This is a genomic window from Sediminicola sp. YIK13, from assembly GCF_001430825.1.
Taxonomy (GTDB): domain Bacteria; phylum Bacteroidota; class Bacteroidia; order Flavobacteriales; family Flavobacteriaceae; genus Sediminicola.
Genome location: NZ_CP010535.1, coordinates 2424420 through 2444447 on the forward strand (window position 1 = coordinate 2424420; position 20028 = coordinate 2444447).

Consider the following 20028-nt stretch of genomic DNA (forward strand, 5'->3'; position numbering starts at 1 on the left):
TAGTTTTTTTATAAACTTAAAAAAAAATGAAGTGTTATTGTAAAAAGATGGATTCTTATTTTTTAATTTTATTTCCAAATGGAAATTTCCCATCAAAACTTGATGGAATAGAGATAGTTGGAACAACCCAGAACTATCGAGGACATAGCGGAAGTCACACTTAAAATTCGGCTGCTTATTTGATGGGCAATCATTGGAATAATCTTCCTAATTTCCAATGGTCCGAATACATAAAAACGTTTCATAACATGAAGCAAAATGCTATGACAAATGAAAACAAAAAAAATGAAAAAACAAGGGATTTAAAAAAAATTACCCGAATTGTGAAAATACACGACAAAAGGGCTTGTTCATTGTTAAATTAAACTTTTAACATGTTGACTATCAAATTATTATATTAAAATCTAACTTATCAAAATCTTTCTAATGAAACACAAAAAAATAAGAGCTTATTCTGTGTTTGTAATATTCTTTGCTACACTAAACATGGTGAGCGCACAAATACCTTCAAATGCCTATACATTTGAATCAAAAAATGAAGACATCACCACCTCCCATCTATTTTTATTTGATAAGAATTACTTGGTACACACAATTTATTCAGAGAATCCCCCAAACTTTAAAAAAACGGTCGGTGGCTTTTATGAAGTAAAAGATAATCATATCATTTTGAATCTGGAATTCAATTCTAATTACAAGAATGACAGTATCAATACCATTACCATTCCTTATACCTATAAAAACAATCAACTTTATCTGGAATTTGATGGGAGTAATAACAAAATGAAGGCCGACTCATATAATCCACAAGAATTGGACGGGAAATGGCTGATGGCCGGAAGGGTCAATGAAGAAGGTGAAAGCAGAAGGGATACCACACGCCCCCGTAAGACCATGAAATTTCTCCTTAACGGACATTTTCAGTGGATTGCGTTCAATACGGAAACAATGGAATTCTTTGGGTCTGGAGGTGGTGCATTTAGTTCTGAAAACGGAACTTATAGCGAGCACATCCAGTTTTTTTCAAGAGATAATTCAAGGGCAGGTGCCACCTTGTTATTTAGCTATGACCTAAAAGATGGCGACTGGCATCATAAGGGAAAAAGCAGCAAAGGTGATGCTTTGCATGAAATTTGGTCCCCAAGAAAATAACGTTTAATGCCTCCAGCCCTTTAGCACCTTAAAGCTATGCAGTACATGAGGGAAAATGGCATCCATGGATTCCTTGGCTCCATTGGTAGATCCGGGCAATGCCAAAACCAAGGTTGCCCCTATCGTTCCAGCAACACTTCTGGACAGCATGGCATAGGGCATTCTATCCTGCCCATAGCTCCTTATGGCTTCCTCAATTCCAGGAATACGCCTATCCAACAATGGAATCAATGCTTCCGGGGTAATATCCCTTTCTGAAAGTCCGGTTCCCCCACAATAAATTATCACGTCTATCTCTTCTGCGACAAATTCCTTTGCCTTCAGTTGAATTTCTTCCTTTTCGTCTGGAATGATCATATAATTGGAGACCGAATAATTCAAAGCTTTCAGCTTGTCAACAATGGCCTTTCCTGCCTTGTCCTCCTTCTTCGCTTCGGCAATGGTATCCGAGCAAACAACTACCGCAAAGGTCAGAGGCTCTTTGAAATTATCCTTGTAGTCCGACTTACCGCCTTTTTTTTCGAGTAATTTGATATGATGGATTTCCACCCCTTTATCTATGGGTTTTAGCATATCATACATGTTCAGCGCAACAATGCTTGCGCCGTGCATGGCCTCTACCTCTACTCCTGTTTTATAAATGGTCTTTACAGTCACCAAAACGGTAATTTCCATTCCGTTGATCTCATAATCGATACCTGTAAATTCAATAGGCATGGGATGGCAATCCGGCAGAAGGTCAGACGTTTTTTTTACCCCCAAAAGACCTGCAGCCTTACTAGCGGAGAATACATCTCCTTTAGGCACCCTATTTTCCTTTATCGCTTTTATAGTATCTTCTGAACTTACTTTAACTACAGCTTGTGCTGTTGCTATTCGGAGGGTAAGGTTTTTGTGTGTAATATCTACCATATCTAACTATTCACTTTCCATTGGTAACTCTCATCTTCAAAAAGCTCTTTCCCAAAAATAGGCACCTGTACTTTTATTTCTTCCACTATATGTTGCAATGCTTCAAAAACTTCTTTTCTGTGGGGAGAGGAAACAAAAACAAACAGACATAATTCCCCAGCCTTTACTGTCCCTAAACTGTGATAAATATGCATGCAGTTAAGGTTGAACTTTTCAAAAGCAGCCTCCCTAATCTCGTGAAATTTCTTGTTTGCCATTTCTTCATAGGCTGTGTATTCAATCGCGGCCACCGTTTTCCCTTCAATAACATCAGCCCTGACTTGTCCCAAAAAAATATCATGGGCACCAATGGTAGTTTTAGATTGGTGCTTGGCTATGGATTCCCCAATAAACTGGGGGGAAATTGCTCCAGAGACGAATACGTTTTTTACTTTTTTCTTTTCCATTATATTCTTTCTATTGATTCAAAAAAGTTCTTAAAGATACTTAGAATCCACTGTTTAACCTCGTCATAGTTTTAATTAGGAAGTACCAATACCTCAACCCCACTACCCTGATGGATTTCAGATACCGATTCTGGCACATACACCAAGGCGTTGGCAAGGGAATAGGTGTGCAACATTGCCGAACTTTGTCCTTCCAGAATTTCCACCTCCCCATTTTCCAGAATCCTAGCTTTTAGCAACAAGGCCCTGTTATAGGTATTGGCAACTGAAGTGGACACCATTAGCTTTCTTCGCTCCAATCCTTTCCCCAATTGACCCATTATTTTTTGAAGGGCAGGGTATACATAAAGATAAAAACAAGTCAGCGCCGCTGCCGGATTCCCTGGCAAGGCAAAGACAATTTTATTTCCCCGTTTTCCAAAAAACAGGGGTTTCCCTGGTTTTTGCCTCACCTTATAAAACAAAGGTTCTACCTCCAATGCTTTTAAGGCTTTATATACATAGTCATGATCTCCTACAGAAATGCCCCCATTCACAAGAACCACATCGTTTTCTTGAAAGGCTTTTGAAAGCACCTCACAAGTAGCCATAAAATTATCCGCTACCCGATACGTGTTACATCCATCTATTCCATACCCTTCAACGGCTGCCAAAAGCATTTTGGAATTGCCCTCATAAATTTGACCGGGTTTCAACGTTTCGCCTCCTTCCGCCAACTCGTTACCAGTGATTACGATCCCAACTCTAGGCTTATCAAAAACATTAACCTCCATAATTCCCATTCCTGCCAAAAATCCAATGGCCGGTGGGGTAAGCTCGGTTCCTTTTCGCAAAGCCAGATCACCCTTGGTTATTTGCTCGCCACGTGGCCTTATATTGCTTCCAGCAACAGCATCCTCCATAAGCGTAATACTATCTGCAAGCCTTATCACTTTTTCTTGCATAACAACTGCTTTGGCTGTCTCAGGTACCATGGCCCCTGTAAAAATCCTCACAGCCTCACCCGCTTTTAGTAGAACCTCTTTTCCGTCCCCGGCTGCTACTTCTCCAATGATGGCATATTTCTTTACGGGATGGATGTTGATCGCATAACCATCCATGGCCGATTGGTCAAAAGGAGGCAGATCTATAGGAGCATGCACATCTTGTGCTGTGACCATACCCCTGGCCTTGGACAAGGGAAGGGTAACGCTTTGAAGAGTAGTCGTGTTTTTGGCAATTATCTGAAGTGCTTCTTCAACCGAGACCATATAGTTTCATTTTTAATGGGCTCATTATCACCCTTTTTACTGACAAGCCCTTTGGTAAATTCATTTAAGGTTTCTACTTTTTCCTCAAAATCGCCTTTAATAGTCTTCCGATATTCATTTAGGTTCTGAACCAGATCGTCTATATTTTCAGGGATAACATCTTCAAAGAATTGACGCAACCTTTTGGCCGTTGTAGGGGATTTTCCATTGGTGGATATTGCCACCTTTACATTTCCTTTAGTTACAATGCCACCCATATAAAAATCACAGAAAGGCGGATTATCGGCCACATTCACTAGAATGGTTCGCGCCCTACAATCATGGTACACTTGTTCATTAACCTCCACTTTATCTGTGGTAGCAACTACCATGTGTCTGCCTTCCAAATATTTTTCATGGTAGGCATCGTAGGTGATTTTCACATTGTGCTTCTTCGCCAAAGCCAAGGTGTCCTCCAAAAATTCAAGGGAGACCATTTCCACCTGTGCATTTGGACTTGATTTCAACAAAAAAGTCAGTTTTTCCAATCCCACATTGCCCCCTCCCACAATGAGTACATTCAATTGTGATACTTTTAGAAAAACAGGGTATAACTCATTTCGTTCCATAATGGCTTTCTTAAAACATCTTGAAATTCTGATTATACAGCATGCGGGTAGTTTAATTATAACCGAATAACAAACAGGTTACAAAGATAACAGAATTAGTTGTTAAGAGCCTTTTGAATCAGCTCGAATGACGACTTGGAAAAAGGTATCTTTAATGCCATATAATGCCCTTTGGCCGACATCTTATTCCATGTTTTTTGTATGATATCTATAAGCTTCTCTTCAGGATGTTTTTCCATAAACGCCTCAAAATAATATTCTAGGAACACCAAACAAATGACATCTTCCAAGGTCTGGGTCTCTTCGTTTTTTTTGAGTTGTTTCTTTTGTAACAGAAAGCCAACCTTATCGATTGTTTTTTGATCATACCCTGCCTCCCTTAAAATACCACTTGCTTTTTCGGCATGGAATTTTTTTAGGTCTTGCCTCCATTTTAAATACCCGACCCTATTCATCTCATAAGATTCCCTGGGAATTTCCCACCTACAAATGTGCTGGCAGCGGGCCGTAAGTTTTAAAGGTTCGGAAGCATATGGGGCATATTCCCTGAGCTTCTCTGTCATGCGAATGGCATACAAAACTTCTTTGGCATAAGTCTTGCCAAGAAATATTTCCCTATTTGGATCCTGCTCGTTGGCCTGGTCAAAAAGTTGAAAAGCTCTCTCTAATTTTGATGATTCCTCCATGTTCCACAGATTTTGGCTATAGGTTCTTGGCAAAAATTGATTTATAAAAAAACCCTAATAAATCTAATGATTTAAAAGGGTTTTTTGTTGTAGCCTCACCAAGAATCGAACTATATTCGCTTAAACCCTATTTTTAAAGGCTTGCGAATAATTGCTGATTATAATGTTGACGATTTGTGAACTTTTTTGGTGATTATTATCCCGTCATACCAAATGTATATAATTAAAATTATATGGATATATTTCAAAAGATAAATTCAAAATAATTTTAAGTTATCGAGATCCTATCTGTTCCGTTCTAATGTTTATTTGTAGGATTAAAATTTTTGGCCATATAATCTTGCCAAGTTACCAATACATATTTTTCCTTTCCGTTCTCAGTTTTTTTTAAAAATCCATATTCGTACGTAAATAGATATATTTCTCCTTTCTGATTTTTCCAATAGTGGGTAAAAAAATTGGGGTCAAATCCCAATTCCAATAATACATTACTTCTAATTGTTACCTTTCCCCCTTTGTTATACTCCTTTAAAATCTTCCTGTTCATTTTAAGCTGATTGTCTACCTTATTATAAAAGCGATCCGGATTCTGCTTTTCCTTATGGTATTGGTAAGCACTTTTGCATTGGGGATCACAAAACTTCTTGTCTGTCCTGCCTGTTAATGCCTTTTTACAATGCAAACAATCATCATATAACCTCATAATTACCTTTTAATCATATTTTATACGTATCCTATTCGTATAAGGTACGATTAAATTAATTACATCCATTAGATTGCAAAAAAAAGACATGGAACGAGGTAGAAGTGTTACATTAAAACATCTTTTGATTAAAGAGAAAAGATATATAGGTCTCCAATTCAATACGGATAAAGTTATCCATGCCCTAGTGAAACAGCTGCCGGATGTAAAATGGAGCAATAGTTTCAACATGGCCTATATTCCAAACACCAAAGAAAATCTAAATGAAATATTTGAGATCTTCAATAGAACTGTCTGGGTTAATTGCAACTACTTTTTTGATAAAAGCAATGTAAAAGAAACCAATGAACCTTTAGATATTACCTGGTTCAGAAAAAGGCAATTGCCTTCTACCTATCGAGTTTGTCCGAACAGCTATTTAGATAAACTAGAATTAAAAAAATATGCAAACAATACGGTAAAGTCATATATATCTTCATTCGAGACATTTATTAATTATTACAATAACAAAGAGTTGGTTGCTATAAATGAAGGTGACGTAAGAACGTATATTTTAAAATTGGTTCAAGAGGACAAATCCAATTCTTACATTAATTCTGCAATCAACAGTATCAAATTTTACTACGAATCCGTTCTTGGTATGCCCAATAGATTTTATGAGATAGAAAGGCCTAGAAAAGAGAAAAAATTACCAAAGGTACTTTCCAAAGATGATGTTCTCAATATTATTGAACATACGAACAACTTAAAACATAAATGTATTGTTAGCCTTCTGTATTCTTCAGGAATACGGAGAAACGAATTGGTAAATTTAAAAATAACAGATATAGACAGTAAAAGAATGTTGATACGAGTTGAAGCGGCGAAAGGCAATAAGGATCGCTATACATTACTTTCCCATTCATTGTTAAAAGATTTACGTGAATATTACAAACAATGGAAACCGGAAAAATATATCATAGAAGGTATGTACGGAAGACAATATACTGGTCAAAGCATCGGGAAAATAGTGCTTAATGCCGCAGCAAAGGCAGGTATAAAAACGCCTGTGACACCCCATATGCTTCGTCATAGTTTTGCCACGCACTTGTTAGAAGCAGGGGTGGACTTAAGACAAATTCAGGTCTTATTGGGACATAGCTCTAGCAAGACTACCGAAATATATACGCATGTAGCTACCACTACCTTTAAAGAAATAAAGAATCCTTTAGATTTTTAAAAAATATAAAAGATATATATAACATATGTTCTATATATCCTATATTGTGGTGTATAATGAACATATGTTCATTATACAATTGTTACCATACATACTATCAAATGCCTCGAATTGAATTACGGACGTATATTAAAGCTGACAAGAATATAGTGTTCGACCTGTCTAGGAGTATCGACTTACACAAAATATCGACTGAACATACAAATGAAGAGGCCATTGATGGCGTGACCGAAGGCTTAATTGGATTAAATCAAACCGTTACATGGAGGGCCAAGCATTTTGGAATTTATCAAACCCTTACCTCCAAAGTGACCGAATTTTCTCGACCAAAGTTGTTTACAGATGAAATGGTGAAAGGAGCTTTTAAAAACTTTAAGCACGTGCACCAATTTAACGATCTTGAGAACGGTACTGAATTGATAGACGTATTTGAATATCAATCTCCGCTTGGGTTTTTAGGCAGTTTAGCTGACAAGCTATTCTTAAAACAATATATGACCGACCTTTTATTAAAAAGAAATGAAACCATAAAGGAATTCGCTGAATCTGAAAAATGGAGAGAAGTGTTACCTAAAAATTAAAAAAGTACGTATGGTAACAAGGGCTATAATCCATTGTTTAGCATATTTACTACAATTCAAAACTTTTCGTACTTTAGTCCGGCATGATCCCAAGCTCGATTTGATTAACATCAAATCTCAACAACGGAATCATAGCCTAAACGTTGGCACACATTTGAAAAATGGAAATCTATCTAATCTTATTCTTACTTCTGATTGGACTAATTATCGGACTGATTATTTGGATAGTCCGACTGTTCAGTGTGTACAGAAAAGGGAAGAAAAAATCTTTTGCCATTCAAGTTTCCATTTTGACTGTATTGCTGATTCTTTTGACTTGGGAACTTCAAATATTTCCGCTATCAAAAAATTTCTACATACAGGACAGAACAACCAAATTAACAGGTAAAAAATTCTGGAGTTGGGAAGAATTCGATTATGAAGAAATTAGTGTCCGTGGAGAAGGTTACACATTGGACATATATAAGTTTAGTGAAGAGACAGCTGAATATTTTAAGAATCCTGACAAGGAATTTTTTGAGAACTTTCCGACAAAAGAACTAGCTGACATAAGGTGGACAAGAACCCCAGTTAAAGAAAGCGAACAAGAAATTTTGGAATTCGCGACACCAACTTATGGTGGATGGAAAGGCGCAATAATTAACCGACAAGATTTTATAAGACAAATTGCAAATCACCCAGGGTCCTTTTATTCATATGATGACGGTGAAAGTACGAATTTCTATTTAATTGTACCTGACAAAAGACTAGTGGTTTTGATTAACCATAATATGTAATGAAAAAATAAAAACGTGTGCCAACAATAGCTATAAGTAATGCGGAATTTGGTGTTTAATTTTAAAGTAAGCGTATATTTACTATGTCCGCAAAATCTTTTCGATTTTGCTCTGTCGAAAAAATATAAATCAAAACAAAAAGCTTTTGCTACGTGCGAAGACGGAAACAAAAACGTTTCCTTGCCTCCGCACTACTCATAGCTGAAGCGTTGTAGCTAATTTGATCAAAATGATTAAAACATTGATAAGTCGACTCCTCCTTTCAGAAAAAAAACGAATGGAAATTATGAACGACCTTAAAAGCAATCCAAATTTCCGATCTAAGGATGAAATCGACAAAAATGGACCGAACTCTAATAGTGTATCCGATTTTAAATTGGATAAGGGAGAAGTTCAAACCATTTTCACACCAGAATTAGGAAATCAAAAAGGTCTGACCTTATCAAAATGGTTTTATAAATCTGGAGATATTGTTAAATCCGGAGATATTATTTGTGTCATTGAAAACGAGGATATAACCATGGAGTTTGAAAGTGTATTTAATGGACGAATTATATCTACCTGTAGATTGAATGAAAAGCTGACTAGCTCAACTGAATTATTTAAAATTGAAGGAATATAAAAACTAGCTACAACAATGGCTATAATTCATTGTGGCATCATGCAAAAAACAAAAATATTAACCACCAAACGGCCTGATTTCATAAGTGGGAAAGTCTACGACGTTCCCCACAACGAAATCATAGCCTAGGCGTTACCACATATTTAATGACGCATCATAAATCATTAATCCCTTTATTTTTCTTCACCATTTGTCTTGCCTGTAATACAAACGGAGAAAAGGAATCTATTGACTACGGAACTGCTAAAATAAGTAATGCCCGACAAGAGATAAATGCTCGAGAACATCATAATTTCACATGTGAAAAAAGAACGGAGGAAAATCCATTTGGAAATTTCACCGAATTGGAGTTGGACGAAAATGAACTGCGCTTTACAAATATTGAAAGTAGCCTATTTGAAGGAAGGACAATCAACTTTAAAATAAATAAAATGTTGAATATTTCTGAGGTAAGCTATAACGAATGGATTGACGTAATCCATAATGATAGAACTGAAAAATATAAGGTGGTGGAAAGTGGAATCAATTTGAATATCGACCCTTTTAAAACAGAGGGACAGGAATTGGTTGCAGATTATTATTTAAAAGTAAAGCACACTACTGATTTTAAATGGTCATGGAATAAAGATGTAAATTATTTTATTGTAACCGGCAGGTTTAAATGTAATAAAAACATGTGGTAACAAGGGCTATAATCCATTGTTTAGCATATTTACTACAATTCAAAACTTTTCGTACTTTAGACCGGCATGATCCCAGCTCGATTTGATTAACATCAAATCTCAACAACGGAATCATAGCCTAAACGTTAGCTGCAAGTTAAAAAAAGACGAAAATGGGACGACATAAAATGACCTCTGGTATTTGTCACTTATGTGGTCTAAATTCAATGTTGTCTTTTGAACATGTTCCTCCAAGAAGCACCTTCAATAAAAACACAAAATATTCATCAATAGCTTTTGAGGATTATGTAAAAACCGAAAACCCATTAAAAAATACTCCTAAAGGAAAAACAAAACAGGGTGGAATTGGATATAACTCTTTTTGTAAGTATTGTAACAACTTCTTGGGTTCGGAATATGTCCCAGCATATCAAAGATGGGTAACTGGTGGATTTCAAATATTGCAAAATAAAGAATTTGAATTACATACATATTTAATCAAGGAAATAGAACCGCAAAAAATATTAAAGCAAATTGTCTCTATGTTTTTGGCAATTAATGGAGAATGGTATTTAAAATCATATCCCGAATTATCAGATTTTGTCGCCTCAAAAGATTCAAAAGAATTACCTGCCCGTTTCAAAGTTTTTTGCTATTTAACACGGGCTGAAAACATCAGATATATGCATCATGTGGTACATGGCAACTTTGCAACAGGTACTTCAATAAATTGTACTGAAATAGCCTATCCTCCATACGGATATGTTTTGACAATGGATTCTGGAAATGAAATCCAGTATCTAAATAATATAACTGAATTCAAAAATCTTAATAAAAAGATGGACTTGAATATTAATATGTTTCAATTGTCTACATATATGCCCTTTCCTCTAGATTATCGTACAAAAGAACAAGTTGAAAAGGGAATTGAAGATGCAATACAAACTAGTCGAAAAAATGAAAAAAACTAATAAAAACCAGCAGCTAACAATACCTATAGCAAATAGGGCAAAAAGAGCTAAATTTAATGGCTTGGGTTTATTTACTAAGTCCGCCAAATCTTTCGGATTTGGCTTTTAAAATGAAAAAGATAAAAACAAAACAAAAAGCTTTGGCTAAGAGCCCAGGCGGAAACGAAAAGTTTCCTTGCCTGCCCTACTTGCCATAGCCGGAACGTTGTGCTCAATTTCTATAATGCAGAATATCGAGAATTTAATAAGTAAAATCATACCTCCTGACTCTCGTGAGGAACGGGAAGGATTTACCAATGACGAGATAATTTCAGCATTGACTTCGGAGGAACATAAGGCCGTTGAAATAAGACTTATCCAAATGCTGGATAAAAAAGCCGACCTTCTTATTGGACAAACATTGGTCAAAATGGAATCAGTAAATTCCCTTTCTACTTTACTAAAACGACTTGAACTAAAGAATTCCCCATTTGAAAGAATCATTTGGGCTGGATTAATCAACAACTTAAAAATGGGCGATCCTGAAATGGAAAAAATCGCTTTTGAGGAATTTGAAAAATTGGAATTCATCTACGCTATCCAAGGTGGAATTTTTCTTGATTTAATAAAATTTGACAGTCCGAGAATTAACTGTCGAATTGAACTGTTTGTAAACCACAAGTATGACCTGGTAGCACACCACGCAAAAATGGTACTGAATCATAATGGTTACGCCGATGCATTTAATGAGAAGGCTGTACACAATAGATGGTGGGAATTGTGGAAATAAAAACTGAGCACAACAAGGGCTATAATCCATTGTTTAGCATATTTACTACAATTCAAAAGTTTTCGTACTTTAGACCGGCATGATCCCAAGCTCGATTTGATTGACATCAAATCTCAACAACGGAATCATAGCCGAACCGTTGTACACAAGTTGTCAAAATGCGAATAACCGAATTCCTTTTAACATTATTAATATCCCAAATATGTTTTGGACAAGCTAGAATTGTTGGAGTTTATAACGACCGATTTTCGGAAAGTATTGAACTAAAAGCAGACTCAACATTTACTCACAATTACAAATTTGACCTCGCATCAAGTTGGACTACTGGGAAGTGGAAATTTAAGAATGGCAAAATATCACTTCAAACCAAGCTGATAATGGACACTCTTGTACTTGGGGAAAGTGGACAAAAAAAGTTGAAAGATTCTTTAGTTTTATCTCCAGACAAAGTTTCTAATCGAGTTGGGTTTAGTGATTATGCAATATCTTCAATATCTGGTGGTGGACAAAATAGAGTAAAACCTCCTAGTCAACTATATTGGAAAAAAAAGAGACTATATCGAATTAACGAAGATGGGACTTTGGATTTGAGAAAGCTAAAAGGGTTTTGGACCGACAAAAAGTATAAAACATATTTTAGAAAAGAAACCGAATAAAAACCTGTGTACAACAATGGCTATAATTAATGTGGGGTTTGGGTTTTAAAGTCAAGGTCTGTGTATATTTATAAGGTCGCAAAATCTTTGGGATTTTGCTTTGGACAAGAAAAATTAAAACAAAACGAAAAGATTTGGCTACGAGCTGTGGCGGTTTAGGAATTGTAAATCACCGCCCCACACTAATCATAGCCGAGACGTTGTACAACATTTAACTAAACAAGACGAAAGTGAATATCTACAGAAGTAAAAGCTCCTTTTTTGTTAAAATAATTACCGTGATTGCAATGATTTTACTGTCATTTGTTGCTCTGACTCTGTTAATTACTAACAAAGATTACGGACTGATTGGAGGAACAGTTTTGAGTTTGTTGACAATTGGAACCATACTTTACTTCTTTGCGAACTCTCTGAACAGAGTAATCCTGGAAAAAGATAAGGTCATTTTAAAAAAGACTTTTGGACAAATTACTATTCCGTTTTCGGAAATAAAAGAAATTAAAAAACTGGAATATTCTAATCTATCAATGACTTACGGAAGTAGAGGGGTTTTTGGGTTTATTGGAAATACAATGGACGATTCGATTAGCTTTGTTAAGGACAGAAAACAAATGTTTCAAATTATAACTGACAATAAAAAATATGTCTTGAGTTCTGAAAACTCAACTGAATTAATAAATGAAATAAAAAACGTTGTACAACAAGGGCTATAATTCATTGTGGCAGTATGCAAAAAACAATAATAGAAACCATCAAACGGCCTGATTTCATAAGTGGAGAAGTCTACGACGTTCCCCACAACGAAATCATAGCCTAGGCGTTGGCAACAATTGGATAATGAAATATAATAATTAAGAATGACCTGTAACAAATGTGGCTCGAATAAGATCATTAAAGGAGCGCGAGTTGTAGATTATGGACATGGGAATGTCAAAAAAAATCTATCAGTTTATATTCAAAAAACAGACAATGTATTTTTTAATAAGTTTGAGCAGGGTGAGTTAATCGCTCAAATTTGTTGCTCTTGCGGCGATGTAGAATTTACAATAAGTAATGTGGATGGCCTTTGGGAGGCGTATACCAAATCCAAAAAAACGGAAAATTAAATAATAAACTGTTGCCAACAGGGGCTATAATTCATTGTGGCATCATGCAAAAAACAATAACATTAACCACCAAACGGCCTGATTTCATAAGTGGAGAAGTCTTCGACGTTCACCACAACGAAATCATAGCCTAGGCGTTACCACACATTTAAGTAAAACATGAAAATTGGAGAAAGAGAAATCATATAAAGATTATTTAGATAAAACATTTCTTGAGGAACTGAATTATAAAATTTGGTCTACTAAAGGCAGTAGATTTAATGCAAATAAGAGACTTTTGAAAGTAGCTGACTTGTCAAATTTATGTTTAAGTATGTTGTCTGTATATTTAATAGCAGTTGGGCTATTATCTGTTTATAATATATATTCCACTGATGCGATTGATGAAAACTTAATTGCTTATTCCATTACTTGTCTTTCCATAATATTATTGGTATTTGGGCAAATAGAGAATGCAAAAGATTTCAGTACAAAAGCAAAACAATTTCATACATGTGGACTTGAATTATCAAAAATATATAATGATTTAAGAATTTTTAAAACTCTGAATGAAAAGCCTAAATTGAGTGATAAAAAAGAATTTGCTGAAACATTGTCCGACAAATATGAACGGATTTTAGAGAGACACGAAAATCACCAACCAATTGACCATAATATGTTTAGAGCATCTAAAGCAGATTATCACGAATTAAGTAAAATAGGTGTTTTTAAAATAAAAACTGACTATTATATTAAAACAAGATTAATTTATCATGTTCTAATTATATTACCGCCCATAATTATAATTGGACTCTTAATTAAAACTAACTAATAAATATGACTGTTAAAGATTTTGAAGTAAAATCCAAGGCAATAAGAAAAGAAATTTTTGATGAGAGTCTCTTAAAACAACCGAGTATATACTCGTTAGAAAGAGTAGGAAATCAACTTTTAGAAATTGTAAAAACAATTATATCGGATAATACCGAACTTGTTCCCGCTCTTGAATCATTAAAAATGGATTTAAATATTTATTTAACTGATTTAGTAGGAGAACTTCAACACGATTATAACAAAAACAATAAAAGATATAAAGCAAAATGGTCGAATGAATACACAAAAATTAGTGGATTTATTTCACGACTAAAAGAGTATATATCGGAAAAAGAAACGAATTAAAAACGTGTGGTAACAACGGCTATAATTCATTGTGGCAGTATGCAAAAAACAATAATAGAAACCATCAACCGGCCTGATTTCATAAGTGGAAAAGTCTACGACGTTTCCCACAACGAAATCATAGCCTAGGCGTTACCTGCAAGCTGAAAAAAGACATGTAACAAAAATCAAAATAAGACATCTTTCTTATGGACACTAACTCAAAAACCGTTCGATTAATAATATTCATTACAGGTTTATTACTATCAACAATATCTTACGGACAGACATCCTTAAAAGAAATCGGACTTAAAGCTGGAAAACATAAAGTGGGATTTAAACACTATACAGTTAGTGACAGCACAAGAACCTATCGAATTCATAATGAGTTTAACAACCAACTCATCAAGAGACCTATTCCAATAAGCATTTGGTATCCTGCGAAAATAGAGAATAGTAATTCTGAGCAATTAACAGTCTTAAACTATTTAGAGATTTTAAAAGAAGAGGAAGAATGGAAAAATTTACCGAATAACTTTCTGTTGGACTGGTTTCCGTATTTATGGAACACGCCAGAAAATAAAGCTCATCTTTCTGAAAAGACAAATGCTTTTTCTAATCCAACACTTTTAGACGGAAAATTTCCGGTGGTAGTTTATGCCCCAAGTTATCAAGCCTCGTCAATTGAAAACTTTGGGTTATTCGAGTATTTAGCCAGTAATGGTTTTGTAGTTATATCAAGTCCTTCAAGAGGAACAGATACGCGTTGGTTAGAAGGTGGAACTACAAGAGATATGGAAACACAATCGAGAGATGTTGAATTTCTTCTAAAAGAAATTAGCACCTATGAGAATATTGATTTGGAAAAAGTCGCATTAATGGGATTTAGTTTTGGTGGGTTGTCAAACGCTATAACTGTTATGAAAAACAAGACTATAAAAGCAATTGTTAGTTTGGATGGAACCGAAAGGTACAATTATCCTGTTTTGGAAAAATCACCCTATTTCAATTTAGATAAGTTTTCCATTCCTTATATCCATTTCGCTCAAAAAGAGATTCCGAAAGAAGTTCTAACCACGGAGAAAATTCCTGAAGAGTTGAACTACAAATTTCAATTATACGACTCTTTGGAATACAGCAACATTAACAGATATAGATTTCACGATCTAACCCATTCTTATTTTAGTTCTTTCGGTGTCTTATTCGCTAACAGAGATAAAAGGCAAGATAAAAGTGATGATAAGATTATGGCTTCCTACAATTTGCTTTGTCAACATACTTTGCAGTTCTTAAATGCGACACTAAAAAATGAGAAAAACGCGATTGCTTTCATTGAAAATAAGCCTGTTGCAAACGGATTTTCCGATAGTTTGATTTCTAAACAAACGAAAAAAGCTATCGAAAAAGAGTTTACATATAAAGATTTCAATGATTTAGCATTCAAACAAGACTATCAAGATTTAATTCCACTATATGAGAAAACAATGGTCAATCATCCAAATCTTGAACTTCAAGAAGGAATGTTAAACACTTTAGGACTGCGATTATCGTTTAATTCTGAGAAGAAAGGGCAAGGATATAATGTCCTTTTATTAGCATTACATCTAAATCCAAAATCGGCAAATTTATATGATAGTTTAGCCGAAGCATATTTTTATAATGAGGACTACCAAAATGCAATTTTGAATTACAAAAAGTCTTTGGAATTAAACCATGAAAATCAAAACGCAATTGACCGATTAAAACAACTAAAAGAATAAAGCCAGCAGGTAACAATGTATATAAAAAATAGGCGAAATAGCACTAAATTCAAGGGTTGTAGCTCGTATCAAAGTTTGTGCTTAACTAAAAGTTTGGTGCTTCGAAATCGCCTACTTTTCATATACTAACCGTTACCCACAATATGATGAAATTTACTGTTTTAAAAGGCTTTAGCCTTCTATTCATTTTGGGATGTTTACTCTTCACAATGGTTAAATGGTCAACATTGTCATATGAGGAAGGTTGGGGTGTAGTTGGAATGATCGGTCTGATTTCTTTGGGTTTGGCTGGACTTATACTTGATTTCGTTTTGACAAAACTTATTAAAAACAAGTGGTTATTGAATTTGATTGAATTACTAGTGTTGTTCTTTTTTTCAATAGAATTATGGATTTCAATTAAATCGACTTAAAATACTGTGGGTAACAATGCCTATAATCCATTGTTTAGCATATTTACTACAATTCAAAAGTTTTCGTACTTTAGACCGGCATGATTCCAAGCTCGATTTGATTAACATCAAATCTCAACAACGGAATCATAGCCTAAACGTTGTAAGTAATTTAAAAATATACCTCTGAGAATATTAAAAAACATATTACTGTTCCAAAAAAAGATATTTTTTATCTCGTATATTATTTCAATTGTCATTGGAATATTACTTGGCGGCAAACTTTCTACTATTGGATTTTGTTTCATTTTAATTGCTCCAATAATTCAATATTATGTCTATGAAATAAAATATAAAAACGAATATTACTACTACTTTAATTTAGGATTAGGTAATCTTGAACTATGGGCTTCTACCTTCATAATAGCTTTAATTAATCTGTTGATATTATCTGTAATATGAATGGACTACATATCGACAGTTTAACCAAAAAATACAATAATAAAGTAATACTAAGTGATATATTCCTCTCGTGCGAAAAAGGCAAGATTACGGGTTTAATTGGCAGAAATGGTTCTGGAAAATCTACTCTTTTAAAAATAGTATTTGGGACTGAAAAGGCTGAATCCAAATTTGTACGAATAGGCGAAAAAATAATTAAAAATATTTCAGATGGTAGAAATCTAATTAACTATTTGCCACAAGACAATTTCTTACCAAATAATGTAAAAATAAGCACATTAATAAAGCTATTTCTTTCAAAAGAAAATTCGGATATTCTATTTAAGAACGAGCATGTAATTCCATTGTTAAACAAACAAAATCAAGACTTATCTGGCGGAGAAAAAAGAATAGTGGAAATATTACTAATCATTCATTCTGATTCAAAGTACATTTTACTTGATGAACCTTTCAACGGAGTAAGCCCCATTGTCCGGGATTATATCATTGAATACATTAAGAAAATGAAGTTGAATAAAGGATATATTATTACGGACCACGATTATAAAAATGTAATCAATTTAGCGGATAATATTTTGTATTTGCAAAATGGGTATTTAAAAGAAATCAAAGACAAAAGCGAATTAGTTGAGTTAGGCTATCTAACAAAAACTACTTACAACAACACCTATAAGTAATACGGAGTTAGGTGTTTATTCAAAACTAAGTGTATATTTAAAGTGTCCGCAAAATCTGCAGGATTTTGCTTTGACGAAAAAAAAATTAAAATAAAACATAAAGCTTTTGCTACGCGCGTAGACGGAATCGAAAATGATTCCTTGCCTCCGCACTACTCATAGCTGCACCGTTAGCAACAATTATAAAACCGACATTATGGTAAAAATTAGTGATAAGATGATATTAAATGCAAAGAACTTAATTTTAGTTCTTCTGACAATTCAAATCACTTCGTGCACAGGACAAGTGAAAGAAAAATCTGTTACTAAAATAAAAGAAAATGAAGTAAACACCCAACCACTCATTTTGAATCAAAGCACGACATTTCCTCAAATTCACACCAACTTACATGGAATGGTTAGAGAGTTTGTAAGGACAATGCATCAAGACAAAAAAGAGAATTATTGGTTTGGAACAAATGGTGATGGGATTATACGCTATGATGGACAAATACTTGAAAAAATCACTATTGCAGGAATCAACCCACGTTTTAGGGTTTTAGAGATTGTAGAAGACAAAGCAGGTAATTTATGGTTTGGAACATCCGAAGGACTCATAAAATATGATGGTAAAGAGTATACAACATTTTCAAAAAAAGAAGGATTGCAGAATGAAGAAATTTGGGGTTTAACAATTGATAAAAGCGGACTTATTTGGGTTGGTTCGACAGGAGGTGTTAATCAATTTGACGGAGAGAAGTTTATACCTTTTTCGTTGCCAAATTCAATAGCCGAAAATGCAAAACCTATGCTATCTGACAAATTGGTTTTTAAAATCATAGAAGACAAAAATGGAAATATGTGGTTTGCTACTGATGGAAATGGAATATTCAAATATAACAACGGGAAGTTTACTCATTTAACAACCAAAAACGGACTTGTCGATAATAATACAGCTGATATTTTAGAAGACAGTCAAGGAAATATTTGGATTGGAACTTTTTATGGTGGTGTGAGCAAGTTTGATGGTAAAACGTACACGAACTTCACTAAGGATGGAATTATTGCAGGTGAAGAAACTTACAATTTTTATGAAGACAGCCAAGGGAATATTTGGTTTACGGCTGAAGGTTATGGTGTTTACCGATATGATGGCAATAATTTCAAACAATTCACAACCGAAGATGGCTTAACATCTAATGTCACACAAAGTATTCTCGAGGACAAAAAAAGACAAGTTTGGTTTGGAAGCTGGCAAGGACTATGCATTTTTGATGGACAAAAAATCATGAATGCCAAGGACAAAGAACCTTGGACGAACTAAAAATAACTGTTGCTAACAGCGTGTATAATTAATTGCTTTGGCTAGTGCTTCTCACGAAAATTCCTTCGGAATTTCCTCTGGCAAGTATTTGTTTACTACATTAGTTGCGAACCACGCAACTAACCATACACCAAACGTTAGCGCCAATGGTGCAATAAAAAACAAAGCAGTACGGAGTGTAACGCTGAATAAAAGAGTAAACCACGGCTCGGGCAAAGCTGATCCTTTTTAAATTGCCTTACCAATCTGTACGCAAGCAGAACGCACTCACGCCCTAGTTTGACCCTAAAAAGGCAATTTATAAAAGGTTTAAGTGCGTTAAGTTGTTATAACGCCTTCACTATGGCCCGGGCAACACCAAAGGCGCTAACAAGGCCTATAATCCATTGTTTAGCGTATTTACTACAAATCAAAAGTTTTCGTACATTAGACCGGCATGATCCCAAGCTCGATTTGATTGACATCAAATCTCAACAACGGAATCATAGCCTAAACGTTGGCAAACATTTAGAACTTTTAAATTGAAATCAAAAATCCTAACATTTATTTTAACCAAAGGACTTGTTATCGGCGGACTATTTATGCTCATAATTACTGTTATCATATTGAATAATGGAATTGTTAAAAAGAGAATAACCGAGGAGAATAATGTTGTTTCAGCTAAAGTGCTTGAAACGCCAATGGACTGTGATAATCTCGGACGGAGAGGCGGATATTATAAATTACAATATAATGGGCAAGTATTCGTAAAAAAGGGCAATAGACTAATTTGCAAAACAATTTACGGGAAAAAGGAGGTAAACGTGCTAACGAATGCGCAGATGGACAAACTAATTTTTCTAAATGAATATGAAGAATCGAATGACTTCTTGTACGGGATTTTATTGGGACTTTTTGGGCTAGTTATTACCTATAAGGGATGGAAAAAATAAAAACGATTTGCCAACAAAACCTATACGTAATGCGGACGTTATAGCTAAACCGAAAGGTCTGTGTATATTTATAAAGTCGCTAAATCTTATGGATTTAGCTTTAGAATAAAAAAATAAATCAAAACAATAAGCTTTAGCTTCGTGCTCAGACGGAAACGAAAAGTTTCCTTGCCTCCGCACTACGCATAGCTAAACCGTTGTCATTAATTTTAAAGGAATATGAAATTCAAATATTTGCTGCTATAT

At 34.6% G+C, this 20028-nt stretch carries 23 protein-coding genes; 17 read left to right on the forward strand and 6 right to left on the reverse strand.

Going from position 1 to position 20028, the window contains the following annotated elements:
* Nucleotides 1-426 precede the first annotated feature (426 nt).
* Entirely contained in the window at nucleotides 427-1152 is a 726-nt protein-coding gene (locus SB49_RS10775) for a hypothetical protein (RefSeq protein WP_062056449.1), read from the forward strand.
* Between the two features lie 3 nt (nucleotides 1153-1155).
* On the opposite strand, the gene moaCB is transcribed toward SB49_RS10775, so the two are convergent.
* The 6 genes from moaCB to SB49_RS10805 all read right to left on the reverse strand — a co-directional run bounded on the left by moaCB (nucleotide 1156) and on the right by SB49_RS10805 (nucleotide 5757).
* Entirely contained in the window at nucleotides 1156-2064 is a 909-nt protein-coding gene (gene moaCB, locus SB49_RS10780; RefSeq protein ID WP_062056451.1) for a bifunctional molybdenum cofactor biosynthesis protein MoaC/MoaB, read from the reverse strand.
* 2 nt (nucleotides 2065-2066) lie between these two features.
* Nucleotides 2067-2510, reverse strand: a complete 444-nt coding sequence (locus SB49_RS10785) for a molybdenum cofactor biosynthesis protein MoaE (RefSeq protein ID WP_062056453.1) — start codon at nucleotides 2508-2510, stop codon at nucleotides 2067-2069.
* 71 nt (nucleotides 2511-2581) lie between these two features.
* Nucleotides 2582-3760 (reverse strand): molybdopterin molybdotransferase MoeA, encoded by a 1179-nt coding sequence (locus SB49_RS10790; RefSeq protein ID WP_062056455.1) that lies wholly within the window; start codon nucleotides 3758-3760, stop codon nucleotides 2582-2584.
* Complete coding sequence (locus SB49_RS10795) at nucleotides 3730-4368, reverse strand: precorrin-2 dehydrogenase/sirohydrochlorin ferrochelatase family protein (protein ID WP_062056457.1); 639 nt, start codon at nucleotides 4366-4368, stop codon at nucleotides 3730-3732. The genes SB49_RS10790 and SB49_RS10795 overlap by 31 nt, the downstream gene beginning before the upstream one ends.
* A gap of 95 nt (nucleotides 4369-4463) precedes the next feature.
* On the reverse strand, nucleotides 4464-5054 hold the full coding sequence (locus SB49_RS10800) for a DUF4202 domain-containing protein (protein WP_062056458.1): 591 nt from the start codon (nucleotides 5052-5054) through the stop codon (nucleotides 4464-4466).
* A gap of 298 nt (nucleotides 5055-5352) precedes the next feature.
* On the reverse strand, nucleotides 5353-5757 hold the full coding sequence (locus SB49_RS10805; protein ID WP_062056460.1) for a hypothetical protein: 405 nt from the start codon (nucleotides 5755-5757) through the stop codon (nucleotides 5353-5355).
* 88 nt (nucleotides 5758-5845) lie between these two features.
* On the opposite strand from SB49_RS10805, the gene xerA reads away from it, so the two are divergent.
* The 16 genes from xerA (at nucleotide 5846) to SB49_RS10895 (ending at nucleotide 19782) form a co-directional block, all read left to right on the forward strand.
* On the forward strand, nucleotides 5846-6976 hold the full coding sequence (gene xerA, locus SB49_RS10810; RefSeq protein WP_062059127.1) for a site-specific tyrosine recombinase/integron integrase: 1131 nt from the start codon (nucleotides 5846-5848) through the stop codon (nucleotides 6974-6976).
* Nucleotides 6977-7077: 101 nt separating this feature from the next.
* Nucleotides 7078-7557 carry an SRPBCC family protein gene (locus SB49_RS10815; RefSeq protein WP_062056462.1) on the forward strand — a complete coding sequence of 160 codons (480 nt, stop codon included), beginning with the start codon at nucleotides 7078-7080 and terminating at the stop codon, nucleotides 7555-7557.
* A gap of 161 nt (nucleotides 7558-7718) precedes the next feature.
* Nucleotides 7719-8333, forward strand: coding sequence for a hypothetical protein (locus SB49_RS10820; RefSeq protein WP_062056464.1), 615 nt, complete (start codon nucleotides 7719-7721; stop codon nucleotides 8331-8333).
* Between the two features lie 286 nt (nucleotides 8334-8619).
* Nucleotides 8620-8955, forward strand: coding sequence for a biotin/lipoyl-containing protein (locus tag SB49_RS10825; RefSeq protein WP_082591161.1), 336 nt, complete (start codon nucleotides 8620-8622; stop codon nucleotides 8953-8955).
* Nucleotides 8956-9101: 146 nt separating this feature from the next.
* A complete protein-coding gene (locus SB49_RS10830) occupies nucleotides 9102-9638 on the forward strand; it encodes a hypothetical protein (RefSeq protein WP_062056469.1) in 537 nt (178 codons plus the stop codon).
* 152 nt (nucleotides 9639-9790) lie between these two features.
* The gene (locus SB49_RS10835; protein WP_145758383.1) at nucleotides 9791-10588 is read left to right on the forward strand and encodes a hypothetical protein; all 798 of its coding nucleotides are present in this window, start codon (nucleotides 9791-9793) and stop codon (nucleotides 10586-10588) included.
* Nucleotides 10589-10811: 223 nt separating this feature from the next.
* Nucleotides 10812-11357 carry a hypothetical protein gene (locus SB49_RS10840; RefSeq protein ID WP_062056473.1) on the forward strand — a complete coding sequence of 182 codons (546 nt, stop codon included), beginning with the start codon at nucleotides 10812-10814 and terminating at the stop codon, nucleotides 11355-11357.
* A 377-nt stretch (nucleotides 11358-11734) separates the two neighbouring features.
* Nucleotides 11735-12013, forward strand: coding sequence for a hypothetical protein (locus SB49_RS15985; RefSeq protein WP_145758384.1), 279 nt, complete (start codon nucleotides 11735-11737; stop codon nucleotides 12011-12013).
* A gap of 230 nt (nucleotides 12014-12243) precedes the next feature.
* A complete protein-coding gene (locus SB49_RS10850) occupies nucleotides 12244-12726 on the forward strand; it encodes a PH domain-containing protein (RefSeq protein WP_145758385.1) in 483 nt (160 codons plus the stop codon).
* 144 nt (nucleotides 12727-12870) lie between these two features.
* The gene (locus SB49_RS16220; protein ID WP_062056480.1) at nucleotides 12871-13119 is read left to right on the forward strand and encodes a hypothetical protein; all 249 of its coding nucleotides are present in this window, start codon (nucleotides 12871-12873) and stop codon (nucleotides 13117-13119) included.
* 166 nt (nucleotides 13120-13285) lie between these two features.
* Nucleotides 13286-13930, forward strand: coding sequence for an SLATT domain-containing protein (locus tag SB49_RS10860; RefSeq protein ID WP_062056482.1), 645 nt, complete (start codon nucleotides 13286-13288; stop codon nucleotides 13928-13930).
* A 5-nt stretch (nucleotides 13931-13935) separates the two neighbouring features.
* Complete coding sequence (locus SB49_RS10865) at nucleotides 13936-14277, forward strand: hypothetical protein (RefSeq protein WP_062056484.1); 342 nt, start codon at nucleotides 13936-13938, stop codon at nucleotides 14275-14277.
* A 188-nt stretch (nucleotides 14278-14465) separates the two neighbouring features.
* Complete coding sequence (locus SB49_RS10870) at nucleotides 14466-16016, forward strand: tetratricopeptide repeat protein (protein WP_062056487.1); 1551 nt, start codon at nucleotides 14466-14468, stop codon at nucleotides 16014-16016.
* An 850-nt stretch (nucleotides 16017-16866) separates the two neighbouring features.
* The gene (locus tag SB49_RS10885; RefSeq protein ID WP_062056494.1) at nucleotides 16867-17547 is read left to right on the forward strand and encodes an ATP-binding cassette domain-containing protein; all 681 of its coding nucleotides are present in this window, start codon (nucleotides 16867-16869) and stop codon (nucleotides 17545-17547) included.
* A gap of 196 nt (nucleotides 17548-17743) precedes the next feature.
* Nucleotides 17744-18850: a ligand-binding sensor domain-containing protein gene (locus tag SB49_RS10890; protein ID WP_062056496.1), complete on the forward strand. Its 1107-nt coding sequence runs from the start codon at nucleotides 17744-17746 to the stop codon at nucleotides 18848-18850.
* Between the two features lie 521 nt (nucleotides 18851-19371).
* Complete coding sequence (locus SB49_RS10895; RefSeq protein ID WP_062056498.1) at nucleotides 19372-19782, forward strand: hypothetical protein; 411 nt, start codon at nucleotides 19372-19374, stop codon at nucleotides 19780-19782.
* The last annotated feature ends 246 nt before the right edge of the window (nucleotides 19783-20028 follow it).

What these genes read in the sequence shown, in the direction of transcription:
- SB49_RS10840 (WP_062056473.1), top strand. Translation starts at nt 10,812, where the DNA reads ATGCAGAATATCGAGAATTTAATAAGTAAAATCATACCTCCTGACTCT.
- SB49_RS10890 (WP_062056496.1), top strand. Translation starts at nt 17,744, where the DNA reads ATGGTAAAAATTAGTGATAAGATGATATTAAATGCAAAGAACTTAATT.
- SB49_RS10820 (WP_062056464.1), top strand. Translation starts at nt 7,719, where the DNA reads ATGGAAATCTATCTAATCTTATTCTTACTTCTGATTGGACTAATTATC.
- SB49_RS10805 (WP_062056460.1), bottom strand. Translation starts at nt 5,757, where the DNA reads ATGAGGTTATATGATGATTGTTTGCATTGTAAAAAGGCATTAACAGGC.
- SB49_RS10790 (WP_062056455.1), bottom strand. Translation starts at nt 3,760, where the DNA reads ATGGTCTCGGTTGAAGAAGCACTTCAGATAATTGCCAAAAACACGACT.
- SB49_RS16220 (WP_062056480.1), top strand. Translation starts at nt 12,871, where the DNA reads ATGACCTGTAACAAATGTGGCTCGAATAAGATCATTAAAGGAGCGCGA.
- SB49_RS10835 (WP_145758383.1), top strand. Translation starts at nt 9,791, where the DNA reads ATGGGACGACATAAAATGACCTCTGGTATTTGTCACTTATGTGGTCTA.
- SB49_RS15985 (WP_145758384.1), top strand. Translation starts at nt 11,735, where the DNA reads ATGGACACTCTTGTACTTGGGGAAAGTGGACAAAAAAAGTTGAAAGAT.
- SB49_RS10870 (WP_062056487.1), top strand. Translation starts at nt 14,466, where the DNA reads ATGGACACTAACTCAAAAACCGTTCGATTAATAATATTCATTACAGGT.
- SB49_RS10830 (WP_062056469.1), top strand. Translation starts at nt 9,102, where the DNA reads ATGACGCATCATAAATCATTAATCCCTTTATTTTTCTTCACCATTTGT.
- SB49_RS10800 (WP_062056458.1), bottom strand. Translation starts at nt 5,054, where the DNA reads ATGGAGGAATCATCAAAATTAGAGAGAGCTTTTCAACTTTTTGACCAG.
- SB49_RS10785 (WP_062056453.1), bottom strand. Translation starts at nt 2,510, where the DNA reads ATGGAAAAGAAAAAAGTAAAAAACGTATTCGTCTCTGGAGCAATTTCC.
- SB49_RS10885 (WP_062056494.1), top strand. Translation starts at nt 16,867, where the DNA reads ATGAATGGACTACATATCGACAGTTTAACCAAAAAATACAATAATAAA.
- SB49_RS10825 (WP_082591161.1), top strand. Translation starts at nt 8,620, where the DNA reads ATGAACGACCTTAAAAGCAATCCAAATTTCCGATCTAAGGATGAAATC.
- moaCB (WP_062056451.1), bottom strand. Translation starts at nt 2,064, where the DNA reads ATGGTAGATATTACACACAAAAACCTTACCCTCCGAATAGCAACAGCA.
- SB49_RS10815 (WP_062056462.1), top strand. Translation starts at nt 7,078, where the DNA reads ATGCCTCGAATTGAATTACGGACGTATATTAAAGCTGACAAGAATATA.
- SB49_RS10775 (WP_062056449.1), top strand. Translation starts at nt 427, where the DNA reads ATGAAACACAAAAAAATAAGAGCTTATTCTGTGTTTGTAATATTCTTT.
- SB49_RS10865 (WP_062056484.1), top strand. Translation starts at nt 13,936, where the DNA reads ATGACTGTTAAAGATTTTGAAGTAAAATCCAAGGCAATAAGAAAAGAA.
- SB49_RS10795 (WP_062056457.1), bottom strand. Translation starts at nt 4,368, where the DNA reads ATGGAACGAAATGAGTTATACCCTGTTTTTCTAAAAGTATCACAATTG.
- xerA (WP_062059127.1), top strand. Translation starts at nt 5,846, where the DNA reads ATGGAACGAGGTAGAAGTGTTACATTAAAACATCTTTTGATTAAAGAG.